This window comes from Serratia sp. 22278, from assembly GCF_052045405.1.
In the GTDB taxonomy this organism is placed as follows: Bacteria; Pseudomonadota; Gammaproteobacteria; order Enterobacterales; family Enterobacteriaceae; genus Serratia; species Serratia marcescens.
Window position 1 is genome coordinate 115,688 of the sequence record NZ_JBQEOW010000009.1, and the last position, 21,249, is coordinate 136,936.

Below are 21,249 nucleotides of genomic sequence, written 5' to 3' on the forward strand. Positions count from 1 at the left end.
CGCACAAACTGCATCGAACGCCTTCCCCCCTATTCAGCACGACAGGATGCGCACGCATGACAGACCCTGATTTCAACCTGCTGATCGCGCTCGACGCGCTGCTGACGGCGGGCAGCGTTGCCGGCGCGGCGCGCCGTCTCGGTTTAAGCCCCTCGGCGATGAGCCGTACCCTCAGCCGACTGCGCGCGGCCACCGGCGATCCCCTGCTGGTGCGCGCCGGCCGTCATATGGTGCTGACGCCCTATGCCGAAACGCTGCGCGAGCGGGCGCGGCACGCGACGTTCGAAGCCCGCGCTGTGTTGCGTCCGGCGCAGGGAGCATTGGATCCCGCCGCGCTGGATCGTACCTTCACGCTGCGCGCCAATGACGGCTTCGTCGAGGCCTTCGGCCCGGCGCTGATCGCCGCCGCCGCCGAACAGGCGCCGCGGGTGCGGTTGCGCTTTGCGCCCAAGCCGGAGAAAAGCGACCGCCCCCTGCGTGAAGGTCTGGTCGATCTGGAGATCGGCGTGTTGGGTGACATGGGCCCGGAAATCCGCCTGCAGGCGCTGTTCCGCGATCGCTTCGTTGGCGTGATGAGAACCGCACACCCGCTGGCGCAACAGCCGGAGATTGGCGTCGCCGACTACGCCGCCTGCGGCCACGTGGTGGCCTCGCGCAGCGGGCGCATCCTCGGGCCGGTAGACGCCGCGCTGGCGGAGCTGGGGCTGGCACGCCATATCGCCGCCGTGGTGCCGAGCTTTCCCGCCGCGCTGGCGGTGGCGCAGGCCTCGAATCTGTTGGCGTTGCTTCCCGCCTCTTTCCTGCAGGCTCAACCTGCCGATGGCCCGCTGCGCGTCTTCGAACTGCCGGTAAAAACGCCGCCCATCACCGTCTCGCAGATGTGGCATCCGCGCCTGGACGCCGAGGCGGATCACCGCTGGCTGCGGCAGTTGGTGCTGTCGGTTTGTCGTCGGCAGGCGCAGCTCCCGGCGAGTGACAATGTCACCTAAAAAGCGTTTACGGCCTCTGATGCCCGTTTAAATCGGCCAGATAAGCGCAGAACATATCCGCCATCGCATCGGCATAAGCCGCGATCTCGGAATCAGTTCGCGGCGTTTCGGAGAATTGCTTGCCCGCCGCCCCCAACGTGCCGACGATCAGATCGCCCGCCAACCGGCGAGTGACCTGCGGAACATCAGGCAACGCTTCGCACATGAAAACCTGCACGATATCCTTGCCGGCTGCCTTTACCGCCTGTGCCTCCGGCGCATCGCGGTAAAGCGGCGCCGCATCATTCAACGCTACGCGCATCTGCGCCTCTTCACATTCCGAACGGATAAACGCCTGCACCAACAACCGCAAGCGCGCGAACGGCGTTTTCTCGCGGTCGGCCAAAATACGGCTCAGCATATCCGTGGTCTGCCGCCATTCGTCGCTCTGCAAACGAAACAGGATCGCCGCCTTATTGGGGAAATACTGATAAAGCGACCCGACGCTGACGCCGGCACGCTCGGCCACCCTGGCGGTGGTGAAACGCGCCGCCCCCTCCTGCGCCAAAACCTGAATAGCGGCGGTCAGAATAGCGGACACCAGTTCGGCGGAGCGCGCCTGTTGCGGTTGTTTTCTCGAGGAAATTTGCTTACTGCGGCGTTCAGTCATAGCGGGCGGCCAATGCGAATAGAGGAATGCGAATAGTTCGTCATATTATAACGGCATGCGCTAACGCGCTCCATTTACGACAGGAAATTTGCCATGAGTACCCTGACCACTGCCCCCTTAGCGCCGCTGCTAAACCGCCTGTTCCAACAGGCATCCCGCCGGTCGCCGGCGCTTGCCGCCCTGTTCCGCGACGTGCCGGACGCAGAGCAAAGCCGGCTGATGCAGAGCAAAACCGAGTACCGCGAACTCTACCACCGCCTGAAGGATTTCCCGCTGGCCGTGTCGCCGGCGACCGGGGCCTTGCTCTACATGTTGGCGCGGGGTTGCCGGGCGCAAAACATCGTCGAATTCGGCACGTCGTTCGGTATTTCGACCCTGCACCTGGCCGCCGCACTGCGCGATAACGGCGGCGGCCGATTGATTACCTGCGAGTTTGAACCGAGCAAAGCGGCGCGGGCGCGCGACAACCTGACCGAAGGCGGCGTCATCGACCTGGTGGAGATCCGCGTCGGCGACGCCCTGGAAACGCTGCGCGGCGATCTGCCGGCCACGGTCGATCTGCTGCTGCTCGACGGCGCCAAGGGACTTTATCCCGATATTCTCGACCTGCTTGAGAGCCGTCTGCGGCCCGGTGCGCTGATCGTCGCGGACAACGCCGATGACAGCCCGGATTACCTGGCGCGGGTGCGCGATCCGGCGACGGGCTATCTCTCCACGCCGTTCGCGGATGACGTCGAATTGACAATTCGGCTTTAAAATCCCCATCGAGCGAGGGTTGTTCCCCCTCGCTCGATGGGAGAACATAGCGTTCACGATGCCTGACGCAGTGAAACGCCAATGACGCTTCCCCCTCTCTGGCCGGTCTTCGACGGCCATAACGACCTGCTGCTCAATCTGTGGCTGCAGCATGACGACGATCCGGTCGCCGCCTTTTATTCCCGCGTCACGCCGGGCCACCTCGATTTCTCCCGCATGCAGCGCGGCGGATTCTGCGGCGGGCTGTTCGCGGTATTTATTCCTCCGGTCGGCTATATCGCCCAGATGCGTAATCAAACGCAGGACGAGGCGCAGGCCGCCTTCGATCCGCTGGCGATCGCCGAACGGCAAATCGCCATCCTGCAGCAGCTGGAGCAGGCTTCTCAGGGGCGGCTGCGCATCTGCCGCACCGCCGCCGAGATAGAGCAGTGCCGCCTCAACCGGCAAATCGCCGCGGTGCTGCATATCGAAGGCGCCGGCATGATTGATGCGGAGCTGACGCAGTTGGAGGCCTTCTACCGGCTGGGCGTGCGCAGCATCGGGCCATTCTGGAATCTGCCTAACGCCTTCGGCACCGGCGTCAGCGGGCCGTTCCCCGGCTCACCCGATACCGGCCCCGGCCTGACGCCGGCCGGCGAGGCGCTGATCCGCGCCTGCAATCACCGACGCATCATGATCGACGTCTCGCACATGAACGAGAAAGCCTTCTGGCAAACCGCCGCGCTGAGCCGCGCGCCGCTGGTCGCCACCCACTCCAACGCCCACGCCCTCTGCCCGCAGCCGCGCAACCTCACCGACGCACAGCTGGACGCCATCGCCCAGAGCGGCGGGATGGTCGGCGTCAATTTCGGTACCGCCTTCCTGCGGGCGGACGGTAAACGTGACAGTGCAACGACAGGCTTAACAGAAATTGTTAAACACGTTGAGTATTTGATCGCTAAACTTGGTGAAGATCGCGTGGGATTTGGCTCTGATTTTGACGGAGTCAACGTACCGCAACCGTTGGAGGACGCCGCAGGCCTACCGCGCCTGACGCAAGCGCTGGCGCAGGCCGGGTTCGATAACCGGCTGCTGGAGAAGCTGACCTGGCGCAACTGGCTGAACGCGCTCGCCGCCACCTGGGGTGAATAACCCGGTTACGCTTTAAAGGTTGCGATCTTCGTCACATTTCGCCAACATTGGGCCGGCCTAATGCGAAAATTTCTCATTGGGCTCGAACTATCACGATGCATGTAAAGGAGCACCGCTATGACTACCTGGACTAAACCTGAGTTTGTTGACCTGCGTCTGGGGCTGGAAGTGACGCTGTACATTTCCAACCGTTAATCGCCTGTCTGCCCGCCTTTCGCGCGGGCATTTCTTTCCCTCTTTTTCTGGTTCAGACATGCAGATAAAAGTTCTCGGCTCGGCGGCGGGCGGCGGCTTTCCCCAGTGGAATTGCAACTGCGACAATTGCCGGGGCGTTCGCGACCACAGCATCAACGCCACGCGCCGCACCCAGTCTTCCATCGCCGTCAGCGACGACGGTAAAAACTGGGTGCTGTGCAACGTTTCCCCGGACATTTGCCATCAGCTGCTGGCCTCGCCCGAATTGAATAATCCCGACGTGCTGCGCGGCACCGGTATCGGCGCGATCGTGTTGACCGACAGCCAAATCGATCACAGCGCGGGCTTGCTCAATTTGCGCGAGGGCTGCCCGCATCACGTCTGGTGCACGCCTGAAGTGCATGACGATCTCAGCACCGGCTTCCCGGTATTTCCCATGCTCTCCCACTGGAACGGCGGGCTGATTCACCACCCGGTGACGCCCGGTGAGCCGTTCCGCACGGCGGTCTGCCCGACCGTGCGCTTTACCGCCATTCCGCTGCTCAGCAACGCGCCGCCCTATTCGCCGTACCGCGATCGCCCGCTGCCGGGCCACAACGTGGCGCTGTTTATCGAAGATACCGCGCGCGGGGCCGGTCTGCTGTACGCACCGGGCCTGGGTGAGCCGGACGAGGCGCTGATGCCGTGGCTGCGCCGCGCGGACTGCCTGCTGATCGACGGCACGCTGTGGCGCGACAACGAACTGGCCAACGCCGGCGTGGGCCGCAATACCGGCAAAGACATGGGGCACCTGGCGCTGGCGGAAGAGCACGGGCTGGCGGCCCTGCTCAGCACCTTGCCCGCCAAACGCAAGATCCTGATCCACATCAACAATACCAACCCGATCCTCAATGAAGACTCCGCGGAACGGCAGAGCCTGACCGCCGCCGGCATCGAAGTGAGCTGGGACGGCATGAATATCGAACTGTAGGGAATCGCCATGACGCAACCACGTCCCCTGACGCCGCAGGCATTTGAAGCGGCGCTGCGCGCCAAAGGCGCTTATTACCACATCCACCACCCGTATCACATCGCGATGCACAACGGCGAAGCGACGCGTGAGCAGATCCAGGGCTGGGTGGCCAACCGGTTCTACTACCAGACCAGCATTCCGATCAAGGATGCGGCGATCATGGCCAACTGCCCGCAGCCTGACACCCGTCGCAAGTGGGTGCAGCGCATTCTGGATCACGACGGCTACGGCGGCAGCGAAGGCGGCATCGAGGCCTGGCTGCGCCTCGGCGAGGCCGTCGGGCTGCAGCGCGACGCCCTGCTATCCGAGCAGTTGGTGCTGCCGGGCGTGCGCTTCGCGGTGGACGCCTACGTCAACTTCGCGCGCCGCGCCTGCTGGCAGGAAGCAGCCTGCAGCTCGCTGACCGAACTGTTCGCGCCGCAGATCCACCAGTCGCGTCTCGACAGCTGGCCGCAACACTACCCGTGGATCGACGCCGCCGGCTACGACTATTTCCGCAGCCGCCTCGGCCAGGCTAACCGCGACGTGGAACACGGCCTGGCGCTGGCGCTGGACTATTGCGATACCGTTGAAAAGCAGCAGCGCATGCTGGAGATCCTGCAGTTCAAGCTGGACATTCTGTGGAGCATGCTGGACGCCATGAGCATGGCCTACACCCTGAACCGCCCGCCTTACCACAGCGTGACCGCCGCGCGGGTATGGCACAACCAGAGGCTGGTGTAATGACGCTGAACCCTGAACACACTCCCGTCTTCCGCCGCGGTTACCGCCTGCAATGGGAGCAGGTGCAAAACAGCCATGTGATCCTCTACCCGGAAGGCATGGCCAAGCTGAACGACAGCGCCGCCGCCATTTTGCAACTGGTCGACGGCCACACTACGCTGAACGGCATCATCGCCCAGTTGAACGCCCGCTTCCCCGGCGCCGAAGGGTTGGCGGACGACGTGCTGGAATTTTTCCAGCGCGCCTACGAACAAAAATGGGTGACCTTCCGTGACTGAACCACGTGCGCCGGCGGTGAATCCGCCGCTCTGGCTGCTGGCGGAGCTGACCTACCGCTGCCCGCTGCAGTGTCCGTACTGCTCCAACCCGCTCGATTTTGCCGCGCAGGAAAAAGAGCTGACTACCGCGCAGTGGATAGAGGTGTTCCGCCAGGCGCGGGCGATGGGCAGCGTGCAGCTCGGCTTCTCCGGCGGCGAGCCGCTGGTGCGTAAAGACCTGCCCGAACTGATCGCCGCCGCCCGCGATCTCGGGTTTTACACCAACCTGATCACCTCCGGCATCGGCCTGACCGAGAAGAAACTGCAAACCTTCGCCGACGCCGGGCTGGATCATATTCAGATCAGTTTTCAGGCCAGCGACGAAACGTTGAACGCCGCGCTGGCGGGCTCCGCCAAGGCATTTCAGCAGAAGCTGGCGATGGCCAAGGCGGTCAAGGCGCTCGGCTATCCGATGGTGCTCAACTTCGTGTTGCATCGCCATAATATCGGCCAGATCGACCGCATCATCGAACTGGCGATCCAGCTGGATGCCGACGACGTCGAGCTGGCGACCTGCCAGTTTTACGGCTGGGCGCACCTGAACCGCGAAGGGCTGCTGCCGACCCGCGAACAGATCGCCGAGGCAGAAGCCGTGGTGAAACGCTATCGCGAGCGCATGGCCGCCGACGGCAAACTGGCCAACCTGCTGTTCGTCACGCCGGATTACTACGAGGAGCGGCCTAAAGGCTGCATGGGCGGTTGGGGCGCCATCTTCATGAGCGTGACGCCGGAAGGCATGGCATTACCCTGCCACAGCGCCCGTCAGTTACCGATTACGTTTCCGTCGGTGCTGGAGCACGATCTGCAGCATATCTGGTACCACTCCTTCGGCTTTAACCGCTATCGCGGCTATGACTGGATGCCGGAGCCCTGCCGGTCCTGTTCGGAGAAAGAGCAAGACTACGGCGGCTGCCGCTGCCAGGCGTTCATGCTGACCGGCAACGCCGACAACGCCGACCCGGTGTGCGGCAAATCGCCGCATCACGGCACCATCCTGGCGGCGCGGGAAGCGGCGAACCGTTCGCAGATCGGTATCGATCAGCTGCGTTTTCGCAATCAGACCAACTCCCGTCTGATCTTCAAGGGTTGACGATGGCACCCGCCGCCGCTTCGTGGCAGCTCGATAACGGTTTGGCCGTCAAAGCGATAAGCGACCCTGCCGCCGACGCCGCCGCCGCGCTGGTGCGCATCGAAGCGGGCAGCTTTCAGGCGCCTGCCGCCTGGCCCGGCCTGGCGCATCTGCTGGAGCATATGCTGTTTCGCGGCAGCGCGAACTTCAGCGCGCAAGATGGGCTGATGGGCTGGACCCAGGCGGCCGGTGGCCGGTTAAACGCCACCACCCAGGCCAAGCAAACCGCGTTTTTCTTTGAGGTGGGCGCCGCCCATCTGGCGGATGGGTTGGCGCGGCTGAGCGATATGCTCGCCGCTCCGCAGCTGGCGACTGAGGCGATCGCCCAGGAGATCGAGGTCATCGACGCCGAATACCGCCTGCTGCGCGCCGATGTTGAAACCCGCTGCGAAGCCGCGCAGCGGCAGATGTTCAGCGGATTTGACGCGCTGCATCGCTTTCATATCGGCAGCCGCGCCGCTTTCGGCAGCGATATTTCCGCGTTGCAGCAGGCGTTGCGGCAGTTTCACCACCATTATTACCGCGCACCGAACATGACGCTGTGGCTGCAAGGCCCGCAATCGCTTGAGCAACTGCATGCGCTGGCACAGCGCTACGGTGGCGGCTTGCCGTCGGGCAGCGCCGCGCCGCCCGAGACATTGCCGCCGCTGGCCGCCGGGCAAGATTACACGCTGTCTCTTCCCGGCGCGCCGCAGCTGCGGCTGGTGTTTGCCCTGCCGCACTGCCGTTCACGCGGCTGGCTGCGACGGCTTGAGCGTTTATTGCTGGACGACGCCCCTGGCGGGCTGCTGGCACGGCTGCGCGCGCACGCGTGGGGCGACGCCGTTCGGCTGGATTATGCCCGCTGCGGCGAAAACAGCGCCCTGTTGAGTTTTATTTTCACCGTCAATCACGGCTCGGCGTCTGAGGCCGCCCATATCGAAAGCGCCTTGCTGGCATGGCTGCAGGCGTTGAACGCGCTGACACCAGGCCAGCTCGAGCATTTCGGGCAACTGGCGAACCGCGATTTTCACCGTCTGGCGCCGCTCGATCAGCTGCGGGCCAGAGCGTTTGGGCTGCCGCCGACGGAACAGCATGACGACTGGACGCGGCAACTCGCTATGCTGATGGCGGCGCCGCGCCGCCGCCTGGCCGTGCAGCCCGAGGGGGGCGGTGAAACGCGCGAAATCCAAGGGCTGCCGCTGACCCTGCGCCCCTTCGCCGGCGCCGCGCTGGCGCCTACAGCGGAACCTTTCCGCTTTTTCTCAGCCTCAGCGGCGCTGCCGATCCCGCCCTTGCCGGCCTGCCAGGCGCCGCTGCGGCATCTGCGTTCCGGCGAGGCGCAGCCGGTGCTGTTGCTGCGCCCAGCGTCGCATGGCGCGCTCAGCGAAGAACAGGCCTGTGGCTTGCAGGCGGCGCTGCGCCCTGGCGCGGCGGAGCTGGCGCATCGGGAGGGACATTTAAGCGTCGAACGCCACCAGGGCGTGTGGCTGCTGCAGCTGGCGGGCAGCCACGGGCTGATCTGCCACGGCCTGAACGTCGTGAACCGGGCTCTGGCGGCGCAGCCGCCGGCCGTCATCAACGAGGCGGCGAGAAACCTGCGCCACGCGCAGTTAAAACAACGAAACGATATCGCCATTCGCCGCCTGTTGGCCCAATTGCCGGCGGCGCTGAACGTCTCTACGACAACGGCGCCACACTGGCATGCCACCCTGGTCGGCGGCGATGGCGAGTTAAAACGGCGACTGTCACATTTGCTGTATGACTTCCCCTACGCCATAACGGCTGAGCCGCAAACGCCGCCGCGTTTACATCCCCCTATCACGCTGACGGAAAGCGGCGCCGAACACGCCTTGCTGCAGTTTTACCCGCTGCAAAACGATGAAGCCGAAGGCCGCTGGGCGCTGCGCGTGCTGGCCCGGCTTTACGCGCCGCGCTATTTTCAGCGGCTGCGCGTGGAACGCAACGTGGGCTACGTGGTGCAATGTGCCTTCCACCGCTGCACCCATGCCGAAGGCCTGCTGTTCGCGCTGCAATCCCCGACGTTCACCGCAGAACAGCTGCGGCAGTTAAACGATGAATTCTTGCTGCAGATGCATCATGAGCTGACGCACGTTAGCGTTGGAGAGCTGGAGCAAACGCAACAGGCGCTGCAACAAAACTTGCAAGGCCTCAGCGCCGAGCCGTTGCAACGTGCGCGGGAGATTGCGTTGGAAAATCGCGCGGCCATTGCCGCCGCTGCGCCGATCACGCTGACGCAATTGCGCTATTGGCAGCAGCGTTTGTTTTCCTCTGATTGATTTACCCGGCGGCGAACACCGGCCGGGGGAATAGGTCGCGGAGAAAGTATCGCTCATGCCGCAGAAGGCCGGCTGGCCGCGAAAAAAAAAGCCCCCATCGTCTCAATGAGGGCTGAATAAAGCGAAGCATGCAACCGCGATCAGAAGCGCCAGGTCAGACCGGCGTTGACGCTGTTGTCCTGGTGGTTGGACGACAGCTGCCCGCCGTAGCCAAGGGACAGGACGGCGTTTTTGTTAATCGATACATCGACGCCCGCTTTCAGAATCGCGCCATCGCGAGAAACAGGCACGCTGTTCACGTCGAACGCCGCATCAGTGCGTTTGAACATCAGCTGCGTTTTACGCTCCAGCTTGCCGTACTGATGCTGCCAACCCAGCTCGCCGCGCAGCGCGATCGCCACGCTGTCGGTTTGCCACTCGGTGTCGGCGCGCAGACCCAACGTCGAGGCGGTGGCGGACTGACTTTGTTTGTCGCCGCGCAGCGCCGCTGCCCCGCCTTGCTCGTTGATCTCCTCGTTACGGTAATGGGTATACGCCAGGTTGGCGAACGGCTCAAGGTTGACCGCATCGCTCGTCCAATCGTAGCCGCTTTCGATGAACAGCTGACCGGTGCGCGCGTTATACTTGGCCTTCTCGCGATCCGACTGCGCGCCGTAGTTCACCGAGCGCGAGGTGTCGATGCGATGCCAGGTATAGGTGCCGCCCGCTCGCAGCGCCAACGCGCCGAAGCGTTTGTCGCCGTACAGCCCCAGATGGTAGTTGTCGCTGTGAGCATCTGACTGATAACCTCCATCCAGCGAAGTGCGGGTATACCCGGTCATCATGCCAAGCCGGCCGTCGCCAAACAGTTCGCTGTCCAGACCTAACAGCACGCCATAGGTGGAGGTCTGGTAACCGGTGGCGTTGTCGTTGCCGGAAGCATGCCCCCAGCTACCCAGCAGTTTCGCCCAGGCGCCGTTGTCATCCGCTTTAATGTCGGTAGCGGTGCGGCGGCCTTCCGCCTGGCGCAAGCGCTCGGTGGCGGTATCGCGCAGGTAACGGCTTTCGTTGATCTGGGCGGAAGCCATATCCGCGTGGATCTGGCCGGACAGTTGACGGGTCGCCTGTTGCAATTCTCTGGCCGAGGTGAAGCCGAGGAAGCTTTCATAGACCGGATGGCCCGCCACGATGCTCGCCTCTTCGTTCACGGCTTGCGCCTCGCCCCCATCGCTTTGCAGCAGGTTGGCCTCTTCGGCCGCCGGGATCGCCACGCTGCGTTTGGCCGTTTCCGTGACCGGTTCCGTCGCGTTGAGCGTCTCCACCGCACGAGCTACCGCTTTCTCGTTCTCAGTGCTGGCCAGGCTGTCAAAGCTGGCGTCGGTGCGCGTGATGCCAAGGCCGACGTCATTGCCCCGATAATCCAGCGCGACTTTAACAAACGGATACGATGGGTTGGCGTTTTCGAATCTACCGGTAACGCCGTCCGTCGTGGTCAGGATGGTGTACTTGTTGCCCAGCAGACTCTGCGCCTCATTCTGCGACAGCAGGTTTTGGCTGCGTTCCAGGCTGACATTCACACTGCCGCCGTTGAGGAAAGCGCGCCGCGCGGCGATCTTATCGCTGCGGCCATTGTCCGCCACTTCCACGTTATACTGCGAACCGCGATCAAAAATGGCATCGTGCAACACATGCAGCGTGCCGATGCCGTTGCCCGGCGCGACGCTGCCGCTCCGAGCCGCTCTGAAGGCGCCTACGGTGCCCTCGCCGGACAATGTGCCGCTATTTTCGATATAGACGTTGGATGCCACCGAACCGTCGATCGCCAACACGCCCTGTTTCACCCAGGTATCACCGCGATAGGTGTTATTACCCAACAGCGCCAGCGTACCGGCGCCCGTTTTGGTCAAGCCGCCGTGCCCGCTGATGTCGTTACTCCACGAATCGAAATCGCATTCGCTCGACGTGCAGCGCCGCTCAACCGGCGTGCCGGGTTCGACGATATTTCCCAGGCCGGGGATATTCACCACAAACTGTTTCTCACTGTAGGAACCCGGCACATAATATTCCTGCGGGATATCCTCTTTGGTAATAAACATTTTCGGGCCGTTGATCGCATCGCGTAAATTGACGCGCCCCCAGCCGAATAAATTATCAATGCCGGCAACGCCTAAATCGGTGGCGGTGGTTTTAATGACTGCAGATATTTGATCGGCGCTCATATATGGGAAGCGCTGCATCAATACGGCGGCGACGCCGGTCACATGCGGCGCCGCCATTGAGGTGCCGGATTTGTTGCCGTAACCAGGATTAAGCGACAGCTCGCCCTTATTATAAGCTTCGCGATTCACGGCGCCGCCGGTATTGGACTCCAGCCGGCCGACGGTGCTGTAAATATCAGAACCCGGCGCGGAAACACAATAGCTGGCCGTTTGCCCGCAGCTGGTCGAGGAAACGCTTAACTGATTTTCGTCACTCAGGTTGGTCACAATCAGGTAATTATTCAGTACGTCCGGGAAAGCGTAAGGCAGTGACTTTTGCGCTTCCGGAATATTGTAATTGTTGTAATTGCCCGCCGAGAAGACGATCAGCTTGCCGTGCCTGGCCGCCCGCAGCAGCGTCGACATGGCGCTGTGCCCGCCGGTGGGCACCGGTTGTTCGCTGCCCCATTCCACGCTGGATTTGCTGCGCATCATCTCGGCGATCACTTCGCTTTTTACGAATGCCACGTAGTCCGGCCTGCCGTTCGGCAACCAGATGATATCGCCTTTGGCGTCTCGCCGTATATCCGGCGCGATCCCCCAGCTGTTATTGATGACGCGAGCCGCGCTCTGAATCAGCTCTTCACGGCCGTTGCGATTACCGTAATCATTCAATTTGGTGCCGATAATATCCGCGTCGAAAGCGACGCCGTGCATGCCTGCGCCATCTCTTTTAGCCGCAGCGATACCGGCTACGTGCGTGCCGTGATCGCCGAAAGACATATTATCTTGTTTATCATACGAGAAATTATAACTGCCGTTATCCAGGCGCGTCAGTTTACCGGAGAATTCAGAATGGGAAAGAATAGCGTTATCGATAACGCCGATGGTTATACCTTTTCCGGTATAGCCTCTGGCATAGGCGAATTCGGCGGAAATAGCTTCAAGCCCCCATTGGCGATTAAACTCCGCGGTTTTCCAACTGTCAGGCGCGCCCAATCGACCGGGATCCTGATAAGCGGCAAGAGAAGAATGAATGGATAAGCCATAACAACCCAGAAAAACGCAATACGCTAACTTCAATCTTTTATTAAGTATCATTTTACGCTCCATGTTTATTTATACCCAGAAGAAAACTTACGTTTTAACCGCGCTGAAACCTCCTATGATCGTGAAACGACGGATAACACATGCGGACCCGGCGCGGGCCGCACGAACAGACATGCTGAGAGATGCAAATGGGCGCGGACAGACAAAGGGATGTCATCGCGCCGGGCGCCTATGGCGCAGGCGTCTGGAGAGGAGGCGAATGTACGTTTGCCGGCGCCGTTGCGCCGGAATGACCCGACCATCGGGACCGGGCGTAAGGATCAGGCTGTGGGTACATTTCGCTTCATCATCCAGTTTTGCTAATGATTTTCATTCGCGAGGCTATCTTATACGTAAGCAAAGTGTCAACAGATGAAACAAAACATTTCTTGATTTGTATCATGACTTTTCTCTAAGCGCCGAGCGACGGTGCTGCGATAACCGCTGAAGAGTGCATGAAATGACGGCTATTGCCGCCATAAGTGAGATTTTTATCAGTGAATACGCATAGCGGCGACAGTGCAGACGATGGAAGAGCATGAAAACACCTGAATATTTCATCAAATAGAAACATCAGATTGATTAATTTTTATGGCAATAGCCCACCGTGGTCGGAGCACTTATTTTTCGATGCAATATAAGAGGAGCTTATAAATAACAGGAGTATTCCTAATGCGTTCTTGTGTAATCTATTTCATGCTACCAGGCCGGTTTTTAGCCGCGTCCGCTGGCTATTCCTAATTTCATTGGCAAGACTATATTGAAAGAGGCTCTGCTATAGAGCACGAATATGGGTAATTTTCCGAGGAAATACCGCATGACCCTGTTGCCCAAGCAGAGCAATAACAAAAATCCGATTGATCTCTATAGCGAAATCGTAGACGACTTGCCGGGTCTGATTTGCTTCGGCAACCGCCTTGGCGGTTACTTCAATAAGCAGTGGCGCGACTATACCGGCGCCATCGCCGGTGAGCACGCCGCCGCAGACTGGCTCGATGCACTGCATCCCGACGATCGCGATCGCCTGGCCGCGCAATGGCGCCAGGCGATCGTTGCCCTCTCCTCGTTCGCCGGCGAAGCCCGTCTGCGCGAGCGCAGCGGCGCCTACCGGTGGTTTATGCTGGCGTTTAACGCCCGTCAGGACGGCATGGCGCAGGAGCCCAGCTGGTACCTCACCGCCACCGACATCCATCCGCAAATGCTGCAACGCCAGCAAAACGTTCAGGCGCTCTCTATCCAGCAAGACATGCTGGACGCCAGCGTCGACTGCATCAAAGTGATCAATCACGACGGCACGCTGCGCCACATGAATCGCTCCGGCAGCCTGGCGCTCGGTCTTGATCCGGCGCAGAAAGAGTTTGGCATGCCCTGGCTGGGGCTCCTGTCCCCCGAGATCCGTCGCCGCGGCAGCAAGGCGCTGCGCAGCGTCAGAGCCGGAAAAAATGCGCGCTTCGCGGGATTGAGCGTGACGCCGCAGGGTAAAAAACAGCACTGGGACAACATTCTCACACCGGTCAGCGACGAACACGGCGCCGTGGCCGAGATTTTGTGCGTCTCGCGCGACGTGACGTCGCAACGCGTGATGGAACAGCGTCTGTTGCTCGCCAGCGAATATGACGAATTGACCGGCCTGCCCAACCGACGCTTATTCAAGAAAAAGCTGAAGCAAGAGATGAAGCGCGCCCTGCACGGCAAAAAGTCGCTTGGGCTGATGCTGCTGGATCTTGACCACTTCAAGCTGGTGAACGACACGCTGGGCCACGCGGCGGGCGACCATCTGCTGCGGGTCTTGGGTAAAAGGCTCAGCGCCTGCATGAATGCGCATTCGTTCGTCTCCCGCCTCGGCGGCGACGAGTTCGCCGTGGTGATCAGCGACGTCGAAAACGAGCAGGATATTTTCCGCATCGCCAACAAGTTTCTGCTGCAGTTGGAGACACCGATCACCCACGGCGGCAAGACGCTGCATTGCGGCATGAGCATCGGCGGCGCCATCTATCCCAAAGACGCTCGCGACGCTTCGGAGCTGATGAAATGCGCCGATACCGCGCTGTATGAACTGAAAGACGGCGGCCGCGGCGGCGTCTACATGTTCGATCGCAAGATGATGGACAAAGCCCGCGCCCGCGCCAGCCAGCTCAACTACGCGCGCCAGATCGTGCGCGACAACTGCATCCGCCCCAGCTACCAACCGAAGGTCTGCCTGATCGACGGCAGCATCGTCGGCTTTGAAGCGCTGCTGCGCTGGCACTGCCCACAAAACGGCGTACAGCTGCCGGCGACGGTAAGCGAGGCGTTCAACGACTACGAATTGGCAACCAAGATCAGCGAAGCCATGCAGCTGAAAGTCTTCGCCGATATCGCCCGCTGGCGCGCGGCCGGCGTGGCGGTGCGGCCTATCTCGCTGAATGTGTCGCCGATCGAGTTTTTACGCGACAACTACGCCGAAACCTTCCTGCAACGCCTGCTGAAGTTCCGTATTCCCCATCACCTGATCGAACTGGAAGTGACCGAACACGCGTTCAACAAGCACGGTTCGAAATACGTACTGCGCGCGCTGCAAATGCTCAAAGAGATGGGTATCCGCATCGCGCTGGACGACTTCGGCACCGGCCACTCCTCGTTCAGCCATATCATGGACTACCCGCTGGACTGCATTAAGCTGGACTGCGACTTTATTCAACGCATGAACACCGAACCGGCGATCCTGGCGATCGTGGAAAGCATCGGCATTCTCGGTCAAAAGCTGTCGATCGATATCATCGCCGAAGGCGTGGAAACCGAGCAGCAGCGCCAAACGCTGTGCGAAGCCGGTTTCCATATCGGCCAGGGTTTTCTGTTCAGCCGGGCGGTCGAGTCCCAGCAGGTGCCCGAGCTGCTGCAGGCGATGCCGCAATCTGTCGAGGGCCGCTAAGCGCCCTGCCGTTCGCCGAACGGCGCCAGTTTCATGCCGACCAGCGTCACCACGCAAATGACCGCCCCGGCGTAAAAGGTGGACGCGGAACCGAACAGCTCCCACAGGGTTCCGGCCCCGAGACTCGCCAGCAGCAATGCCACGCCGCTGATCAGATTGAACATGCCGAACGCGGTGCCGCGCAGATGCGCCGGCGCGGTGTGCGCCACCATCGCCGCCAACAGCCCCTGCGTCATGCCCATGTGCACGCCCCACAGCGCGACGCCAAAAAGCACCCCGCCCCAATGATCGCTCAGCGCCAATACCAGGTCGGCAGCGATCAGCACCAGCAACCCGGCTTTCAGCAATCCTTCATGGCTCATGCGGTCGGACAGTTTTCCGAACGGATAGGCCGAGCAGGCGTAGACCAGATTCATGGCGACCATCACCAGCGGGATCAGCGCCAGCGGCGTGCCGCCCTGCTGCGCCTTCAAGACCAGGAACGCTTCACTGAAACGCGCCAGCGTAAAGATCGCGCCGATGCTCACCACCCACCAATAGCTGCGCCCCAACAGCCGCAGGTTGGCGCGGGTAATCGGGTTGGTGCGCTTGTGGGTTATCGCGGCGGCCGGCTCTTTCAGACCGAAAAACAGCAGCGCAATCGCCAGCGCCGCCGGGATCGCCGCCACCCAGAAGATGGCGCGAAAATCGTTGTGCCACAGCAGCATCAGGCCGACGGCCAGCAGCGGCCCTAAAAAGGCGCCGACGGTATCCAGCGACTGGCGCAGCCCGAAAGCCGCGCCGCGGATCTCCGGCGGCGTCACGTCGGCCACCAGGGCATCGCGCGGCGCCCCGCGGATGCCTTTGCCCACGCGATCCAGCAGGCGCGCGCTCATCACCATGCCGGACGACGACGCGATGGCGAAAAAGGGTTTGCTGATGGCGCCCAGCCCGTAGCCCAGCAGCGCCAGCCCCTTGCGTTTGCCGAGGTAATCGCTGAGCACGCCGGAGAACACCTTGACGATCAACGCCGTCGCCTCCGCCAGCCCTTCGATCAACCCGATGACGATCACGCTGGCACCGAGCGTCGTCGCCATAAACAGCGGCAACAGGCTATGGATCATCTCCGAGGAAACGTCCATCAGCAGGCTCACGCCACCCAATACCCACACGCCGCGCGGTATGCGGCCCAACGTAGCGAAACGCGACGACATGGTGCATCCTCGATCGATTCAGCGCCGCCAGAGGCGCCTCATGATTTTTCCAAGATTGGTTAGTTGATTTTGTTCGTTCACAGATCTGCCGCCTTTAGAGATAGTGCAACGACCGTGTGACACCCATAATAATGAAGGTAATTAACATAATGATATATAGCAAAAAGATGATAGTGATTGCGGCGCTGCTGAGTTTTTCCGCCGCCGCCGCACCAGGCGTGGATCTCGTCGCCAACGAAACGCCGATCCACACGGTGAAGAGCGCCGAAGCCGTGGCCAAAATCCCCGCCGGCTTCCGGTTCGTGGAACCCGGCACGCTGACGGTCGCCATTTCTCTGCTGGGCAGCGGCCCGCCGTTCGGCCTGTACGCCCGCGACAATAAAACGGTGATTGGCAGCGAGGCGGACATCGCGCGCCTGGTGGCCGACGGTTTGGGGTTGAAACTCAAGCTGGTGCCCACCTCGTGGGAAGACTGGCCGCTGGGGGTGGCCTCCGGCAAATATGACGCCGCGGTTTACAACATCACCGTGACCAACGAACGCAAGACCAAATTCGATTTCGCCACCTATCGGCAGGATACGCTGGGTTTCTACGTCAAGTCCGACAGTAAAATCACCCAGATCAAAACCGCGCCGGATATCGCCGGTAAAAAGATCATCGTCGATTCCGGCACCAATCAGGAAGCGGTGCTGCTGGCTTGGGACAAAGAGAACCGCGCCAAGGGGCTCGCGCCGCTGCAGCCGGTGTATGTCACCGACAAGGCCGCCTCCACGCTGGCTATTCAGTCCGGCCGCGCCGACGCCACCTTCGGGCCCAACGTTTCCGGCGCTTATCAGGCGCGGCTGACCGGCAAAACCCGGCTGGTGGGCATCGTGCCCGGCGGCTGGCCGAAGACCGCCAACATCGCCGTCACGCTGAAGAAAGGCAACGGCCTGGTGGATGCGGTGCAGGCTTCGCTCAACAGCGCCATCGCCAACGGCAGCTATCTGCAGGTGCTGGATCGCTGGGCGGAGAGCGACGAGAAGATTGCCCATTCCGAGATTAACCCGCCGGGGCTGGGGGACTAGAGTATGAACCGGCCCCGCATCGAGGGGCCGGTTATTGATGAGCAATCATGCCGCCTCATTCCGCCGCCGTTTTCTGCCTTCCCAGCTTGCGGTACAGCGTGCTGCGCGAAACGCCGAGCGCCTTCGCCGCCCGGCTGAGATTGCCGCCCGCCCTGTCGATCGCCGCCTGCAGCGCCCCCTGATCGGTATCGGCGTTCTCTTGCCGCGGCGCCAGCACCGCGATGGACTGAGGAAGATCGTCCAGGGTAAGCACCGCATGATCGTCCGCCAGCGCCAGCAGCACCTTGAGCGTGCTCAACAGTTGCCGCACGTTGCCGGGCCACGGATAGCGCGCCAGCATCGCCAGCGCCTCCGGCAACAGACGAATGTCGCGCCGCTCGCCGCCCAGCTCTCGCCATAGCTGCAAAATGAAGGCCTCCAGCTGCGCCCGCTCTCTGAGCGGCGGGATGCGCAGGCTGTATTCCTGTATGCGGTACAGCAAATCCTCGCGAAACGCCCCCGCCTCTACCTGCCGATGCAGATCGTGGTGCGTGGCGCAGACCAGCGCGAATTCGACCGGATAAGCGCTGCGGCTGCCAAGGGGCGTGACCGTTTTTTCCTGTAACACCCGCAGCAGGCGCGTTTGCAGGCCCGCCGGCATGTCGCCGATTTCATCGAGAAACAGCACGCCGCCGTCCGCCTCGCGGATCTTGCCGATGTAGCCTTTCGGATTGGCGCCGGTAAACGCCCCCGGCGCATAACCAAACAGTTCGGATTCGATCAGCGGCTCAGGCAGCGCCGCGCAGTTGATCGCCACAAAGTTGCCGTTGCGCCAGCGGCTCTCTTGAAACAGGCTGCGGCTGAAATGCTCTTTACCGCAGCCGGTTTCGCCGGTCACGCACAGCGAAAGGCCGGCGTTGAGAATACGCAGCGCTTTCTGATGCTGCTCGTCGTGCCGTTCCGCCGGCGGCGCAGAACGCAGAGCGCTGACGCGGCGCTGCGGCGCCTCAAGCAACGAATAATAGTGCTGTTGATTGCCGGCCAGCGTCTGGCGCGGTGCGCCGGAAGGCTGTCGCAACAGGTCGGGAAACAGTTGGGTGAACTCAACGGAGCCGAATGAGGCCGACGAAAGCCGGAACTCCATCATCGCCAGTCGATTGGCGGCGATCAGCACTTCGTCGTGAAACACCAGCAGCAGCTCTTGCGCGCTGCCCAGGCAGCGGGCATCGGCGTGCAGGCGCAGCGTCCAGTGGCGATCGGCGATCGCGCTTCTGACCCAGCGGTGTTCGATATGCCGCACCGCCTGCATGATCAGGCGCTGTGCATCGCGGTACGGGCGCTGCGCGGGGGCGGAGAGATCCAGTATGCCGGCAATGCGGCCATCCGGACGATAGATCGGCGCGGCGGTGCAGTTCAATCCGGCATTTTGGTTGAGAAAATGCTGGCCGCCGCGCACTTCGCAGAATGCGCCCAGCGCCAGCGCGGTGCCGATGGCGTTGGTGCCCCGCTCCGCTTCTCCCCACTGGTTACCCGGCGCCAGCGCAAAGCGCGACGCCTTATGCAGAAAGTCGGTATTGCCGCGGGTTTCCAGCACCAGCCCGCCGGCGTCGGCGATCACCACAATGGCGGGCTGGCGCGTAATTTGCGCACCCAGCTGCTCGATCAACGGCTGTACCCGCTGCGGCACCCAATCGTTGCGGCTGCGCAGCTCTTCAAGCAATCCGGCTTTGATAAACGGGATATGTTGATCGGTGCGCGTCAAACCATAACCCTGGCTGCGTTGCCAGGATTCCGCCAACGGCTGGGTCAGCACGCTGGCGCCCTCTGCGGGCAAGCGGTCGTCAGACAACATGCGTTTCTCCCCCCCGTTCGCGAGTGTTGCAAATGTGTATCATAAATGTGTACCAGGCGTTGCGACACGGGACACAAAAAATCATCGGCGGCCGCGGCACCGCTCGATTGCCTTACCCCTGTCAATGCCTAACATTTTAATAAATAGCCATTTTTTTACTAATGCTACGTCCATCGCTAATCTGGCACGGGGCGTGCTTCTCTGTGCTGCGGCGACAGGCCGCACTCACAGGCGCAGCGCAATAGCGCCGGTTATCATCTGCAGAGAGGTGCTTCACATGAAATATGTTCACCCCGGTTTGCCTGGCTCGCTGGTTTCGTTCCGTAAACGCTATGGCAACTACATTGGCGGCAAATTTGTCGAACCGGTATCCGGCAACTACTTCACCAACACCTCGCCGGTGACCGGCCAGCCGATCGCCGAATTCCCGCGTTCCGACGCCAAAGACATCGAGCTGGCGCTTGACGCGGCGCATGCGGCGGCGGACGCCTGGGGCAAAACCAGCGTGCAGGAGCGTTCCAACGTGCTGCTGGCGATCGCCGATCGCATCGAATCGCGGCTGGAGATGCTGGCGCTGACCGAAACCTGGGACAACGGCAAACCGATCCGCGAAACCCTGAATGCCGATCTGCCGTTGGCGGTCGACCATTTCCGTTACTTCGCCGGCTGCCTGCGCGCGCAGGAAGGCACCGCGGCGGAGATCGACCAGAACACCGTGGCTTACCATATCTATGAACCGCTGGGCGTGGTCGGCCAGATCATTCCGTGGAACTTCCCGCTGCTGATGGCCGCCTGGAAACTGGCGCCAGCGCTGGCGGGCGGTAACTGCGTGGTGCTGAAGCCGGCGGAACAAACGCCGCTCGGCATCAGCGTGCTGATGGAAGAGATCGGCGATCTGCTGCCGCCGGGCGTGCTCAACGTGGTGCAAGGTTTCGGCGGCGAGGCCGGCGAAGCGCTGGCGCGCAGCAAACGCATCGAAAAAATCGCCTTCACCGGTTCCACGCCGGTCGGCCGCCACATCCTCGCCTGTGCGGCGGAGAACATCATCCCCAGCACCGTCGAGCTGGGCGGAAAATCGCCGAATATTTATTTTGAAGACATCATGCAGGCGGAACCGGAGTTTATCGACAAAGCGATTGAGGGGCTGGTGCTCGGCTTCTTCAATCAGGGGGAGGTGTGCACCTGCCCTTCACGCGCGCTGATCCAGGAATCCATCTACCCGCAGTTTATGGAGAAAGTGCTGGCGCGTATCGCTACCATCCGCCAGGGCGATCCCTTCGACACCGAGACCATGATCGGCGCCCAGGCGTCAAAACAGCAGTACGACAAGATCCTGTCCTACATCGACATCGCTAAAAACGAGGGGGGCAAAATTGTTGCGGGCGGCGAGCCCGCCCAGCGCGGCGACGAAGTGCAAAACGGTTTCTACCTGCAGCCGACGCTGATTACCGGCAACAACAGCATGCGTTTCTTCCGCGAGGAGATCTTCGGGCCGGTGATTGGCGTCACCACCTTCAAGGATGAGGCCGAAGCCCTGGCGCTGGCCAACGACACCGAGTTCGGGCTGGGCGCCGGGCTGTGGACCCGCGACATCAACCGCGCTTACCGCATGGGCCGCGCGATCAAGGCCGGGCGCGTATGGACCAACTGCTACCACCTGTACCCGGCGCACGCCGCGTTCGGCGGCTACAAGAACTCCGGCATCGGGCGCGAGACCCACAAGGCGGCGCTGTCGCACTATCAACAGGTGAAAAACCTGCTGGTCAGCTACGACGCCAAGCCGCTGGGCCTGTTCTGAACC

The 21,249-nt window shown here is 61.8% G+C and carries 16 protein-coding genes; 12 read left to right on the forward strand and 4 right to left on the reverse strand.

Annotated features, from left to right (window positions below; translation table 11 throughout):
• The first annotated feature begins 56 nt into the window (after window positions 1-56).
• Entirely contained in the window at window positions 57-989 is a 933-nt protein-coding gene (locus tag ACTJJ6_RS17160) for a LysR family transcriptional regulator (RefSeq protein WP_079452142.1), read from the forward strand.
• 7 nt (window positions 990-996) lie between these two features.
• Here the strand turns inward: ACTJJ6_RS17160 and ACTJJ6_RS17165 are convergent, their stop codons facing one another.
• Window positions 997-1,638 (reverse strand): TetR family transcriptional regulator, encoded by a 642-nt coding sequence (locus tag ACTJJ6_RS17165; RefSeq protein ID WP_193842777.1) that lies wholly within the window; start codon window positions 1,636-1,638, stop codon window positions 997-999.
• A 93-nt stretch (window positions 1,639-1,731) separates the two neighbouring features.
• Between ACTJJ6_RS17165 and ACTJJ6_RS17170 the strand changes: the two genes are divergently transcribed.
• From ACTJJ6_RS17170 to pqqF, 8 genes are all read left to right on the forward strand, one after another.
• Window positions 1,732-2,394, forward strand: coding sequence for an O-methyltransferase (locus ACTJJ6_RS17170; RefSeq protein ID WP_016927746.1), 663 nt, complete (start codon window positions 1,732-1,734; stop codon window positions 2,392-2,394).
• Window positions 2,395-2,475: 81 nt separating this feature from the next.
• Window positions 2,476-3,525, forward strand: a complete 1,050-nt coding sequence (locus ACTJJ6_RS17175; RefSeq protein WP_117286805.1) for a dipeptidase — start codon at window positions 2,476-2,478, stop codon at window positions 3,523-3,525.
• A gap of 117 nt (window positions 3,526-3,642) precedes the next feature.
• Entirely contained in the window at window positions 3,643-3,720 is a 78-nt protein-coding gene (gene pqqA, locus ACTJJ6_RS17180) for a pyrroloquinoline quinone precursor peptide PqqA (protein WP_004937827.1), read from the forward strand.
• Window positions 3,721-3,778: 58 nt separating this feature from the next.
• Window positions 3,779-4,690, forward strand: a complete 912-nt coding sequence (gene pqqB / locus ACTJJ6_RS17185; RefSeq protein WP_234214254.1) for a pyrroloquinoline quinone biosynthesis protein PqqB — start codon at window positions 3,779-3,781, stop codon at window positions 4,688-4,690.
• A gap of 9 nt (window positions 4,691-4,699) precedes the next feature.
• Window positions 4,700-5,455: a pyrroloquinoline-quinone synthase PqqC gene (pqqC, locus tag ACTJJ6_RS17190; RefSeq protein ID WP_015376769.1), complete on the forward strand. Its 756-nt coding sequence runs from the start codon at window positions 4,700-4,702 to the stop codon at window positions 5,453-5,455.
• Window positions 5,455-5,733, forward strand: coding sequence for a pyrroloquinoline quinone biosynthesis peptide chaperone PqqD (pqqD, locus tag ACTJJ6_RS17195; RefSeq protein ID WP_016927749.1), 279 nt, complete (start codon window positions 5,455-5,457; stop codon window positions 5,731-5,733). Before pqqC ends, pqqD begins: the two co-directional genes overlap by 1 nt.
• Window positions 5,726-6,862 (forward strand): pyrroloquinoline quinone biosynthesis protein PqqE, encoded by a 1,137-nt coding sequence (gene pqqE, locus ACTJJ6_RS17200; protein ID WP_049299205.1) that lies wholly within the window; start codon window positions 5,726-5,728, stop codon window positions 6,860-6,862. Before pqqD ends, pqqE begins: the two co-directional genes overlap by 8 nt.
• 2 nt (window positions 6,863-6,864) lie before the next feature.
• Window positions 6,865-9,180: a pyrroloquinoline quinone biosynthesis protein PqqF gene (gene pqqF, locus ACTJJ6_RS17205; protein WP_440827415.1), complete on the forward strand. Its 2,316-nt coding sequence runs from the start codon at window positions 6,865-6,867 to the stop codon at window positions 9,178-9,180.
• 140 nt (window positions 9,181-9,320) lie between these two features.
• Here the strand turns inward: pqqF and ACTJJ6_RS17210 are convergent, their stop codons facing one another.
• Window positions 9,321-12,356 carry an autotransporter domain-containing protein gene (locus ACTJJ6_RS17210; RefSeq protein ID WP_143778986.1) on the reverse strand — a complete coding sequence of 1,012 codons (3,036 nt, stop codon included), beginning with the start codon at window positions 12,354-12,356 and terminating at the stop codon, window positions 9,321-9,323.
• Between the two features lie 907 nt (window positions 12,357-13,263).
• Between ACTJJ6_RS17210 and ACTJJ6_RS17215 the strand changes: the two genes are divergently transcribed.
• Complete coding sequence (locus ACTJJ6_RS17215) at window positions 13,264-15,357, forward strand: putative bifunctional diguanylate cyclase/phosphodiesterase (protein ID WP_440802304.1); 2,094 nt, start codon at window positions 13,264-13,266, stop codon at window positions 15,355-15,357.
• Here ACTJJ6_RS17215 and ACTJJ6_RS17220 read toward each other — a convergent pair.
• On the reverse strand, window positions 15,354-16,550 hold the full coding sequence (locus ACTJJ6_RS17220) for an MFS transporter (RefSeq protein ID WP_176063187.1): 1,197 nt from the start codon (window positions 16,548-16,550) through the stop codon (window positions 15,354-15,356). The genes ACTJJ6_RS17215 and ACTJJ6_RS17220 overlap by 4 nt on opposite strands.
• Window positions 16,551-16,699: 149 nt before the next feature.
• Between ACTJJ6_RS17220 and ACTJJ6_RS17225 the strand changes: the two genes are divergently transcribed.
• The gene (locus tag ACTJJ6_RS17225; RefSeq protein WP_021504584.1) at window positions 16,700-17,617 is read left to right on the forward strand and encodes an ABC transporter substrate-binding protein; all 918 of its coding nucleotides are present in this window, start codon (window positions 16,700-16,702) and stop codon (window positions 17,615-17,617) included.
• 55 nt (window positions 17,618-17,672) lie between these two features.
• Here the strand turns inward: ACTJJ6_RS17225 and ACTJJ6_RS17230 are convergent, their stop codons facing one another.
• Window positions 17,673-19,448: a sigma-54-dependent Fis family transcriptional regulator gene (locus ACTJJ6_RS17230; protein WP_049299201.1), complete on the reverse strand. Its 1,776-nt coding sequence runs from the start codon at window positions 19,446-19,448 to the stop codon at window positions 17,673-17,675.
• A 277-nt stretch (window positions 19,449-19,725) separates the two neighbouring features.
• On the opposite strand from ACTJJ6_RS17230, the gene exaC reads away from it, so the two are divergent.
• Window positions 19,726-21,246, forward strand: a complete 1,521-nt coding sequence (gene exaC / locus ACTJJ6_RS17235; RefSeq protein WP_049299200.1) for an acetaldehyde dehydrogenase ExaC — start codon at window positions 19,726-19,728, stop codon at window positions 21,244-21,246.
• The last annotated feature ends 3 nt before the right edge of the window (window positions 21,247-21,249 follow it).

Coding starts and splice junctions, on each gene's coding strand:
- ACTJJ6_RS17160 (WP_079452142.1), top strand. CDS start 57: ATGACAGACCCTGATTTCAACCTGCTGATCGCGCTCGACGCGCTGCTG.
- ACTJJ6_RS17165 (WP_193842777.1), bottom strand. CDS start 1,638: ATGACTGAACGCCGCAGTAAGCAAATTTCCTCGAGAAAACAACCGCAA.
- ACTJJ6_RS17170 (WP_016927746.1), top strand. CDS start 1,732: ATGAGTACCCTGACCACTGCCCCCTTAGCGCCGCTGCTAAACCGCCTG.
- ACTJJ6_RS17175 (WP_117286805.1), top strand. CDS start 2,476: ATGACGCTTCCCCCTCTCTGGCCGGTCTTCGACGGCCATAACGACCTG.
- pqqA (WP_004937827.1), top strand. CDS start 3,643: ATGACTACCTGGACTAAACCTGAGTTTGTTGACCTGCGTCTGGGGCTG.
- pqqB (WP_234214254.1), top strand. CDS start 3,779: ATGCAGATAAAAGTTCTCGGCTCGGCGGCGGGCGGCGGCTTTCCCCAG.
- pqqC (WP_015376769.1), top strand. CDS start 4,700: ATGACGCAACCACGTCCCCTGACGCCGCAGGCATTTGAAGCGGCGCTG.
- pqqD (WP_016927749.1), top strand. CDS start 5,455: ATGACGCTGAACCCTGAACACACTCCCGTCTTCCGCCGCGGTTACCGC.
- pqqF (WP_440827415.1), top strand. CDS start 6,865: ATGGCACCCGCCGCCGCTTCGTGGCAGCTCGATAACGGTTTGGCCGTC.
- ACTJJ6_RS17215 (WP_440802304.1), top strand. CDS start 13,264: ATGACCCTGTTGCCCAAGCAGAGCAATAACAAAAATCCGATTGATCTC.
- ACTJJ6_RS17220 (WP_176063187.1), bottom strand. CDS start 16,550: ATGTCGTCGCGTTTCGCTACGTTGGGCCGCATACCGCGCGGCGTGTGG.
- ACTJJ6_RS17225 (WP_021504584.1), top strand. CDS start 16,700: ATGATATATAGCAAAAAGATGATAGTGATTGCGGCGCTGCTGAGTTTT.
- ACTJJ6_RS17230 (WP_049299201.1), bottom strand. CDS start 19,448: ATGTTGTCTGACGACCGCTTGCCCGCAGAGGGCGCCAGCGTGCTGACC.
- exaC (WP_049299200.1), top strand. CDS start 19,726: ATGAAATATGTTCACCCCGGTTTGCCTGGCTCGCTGGTTTCGTTCCGT.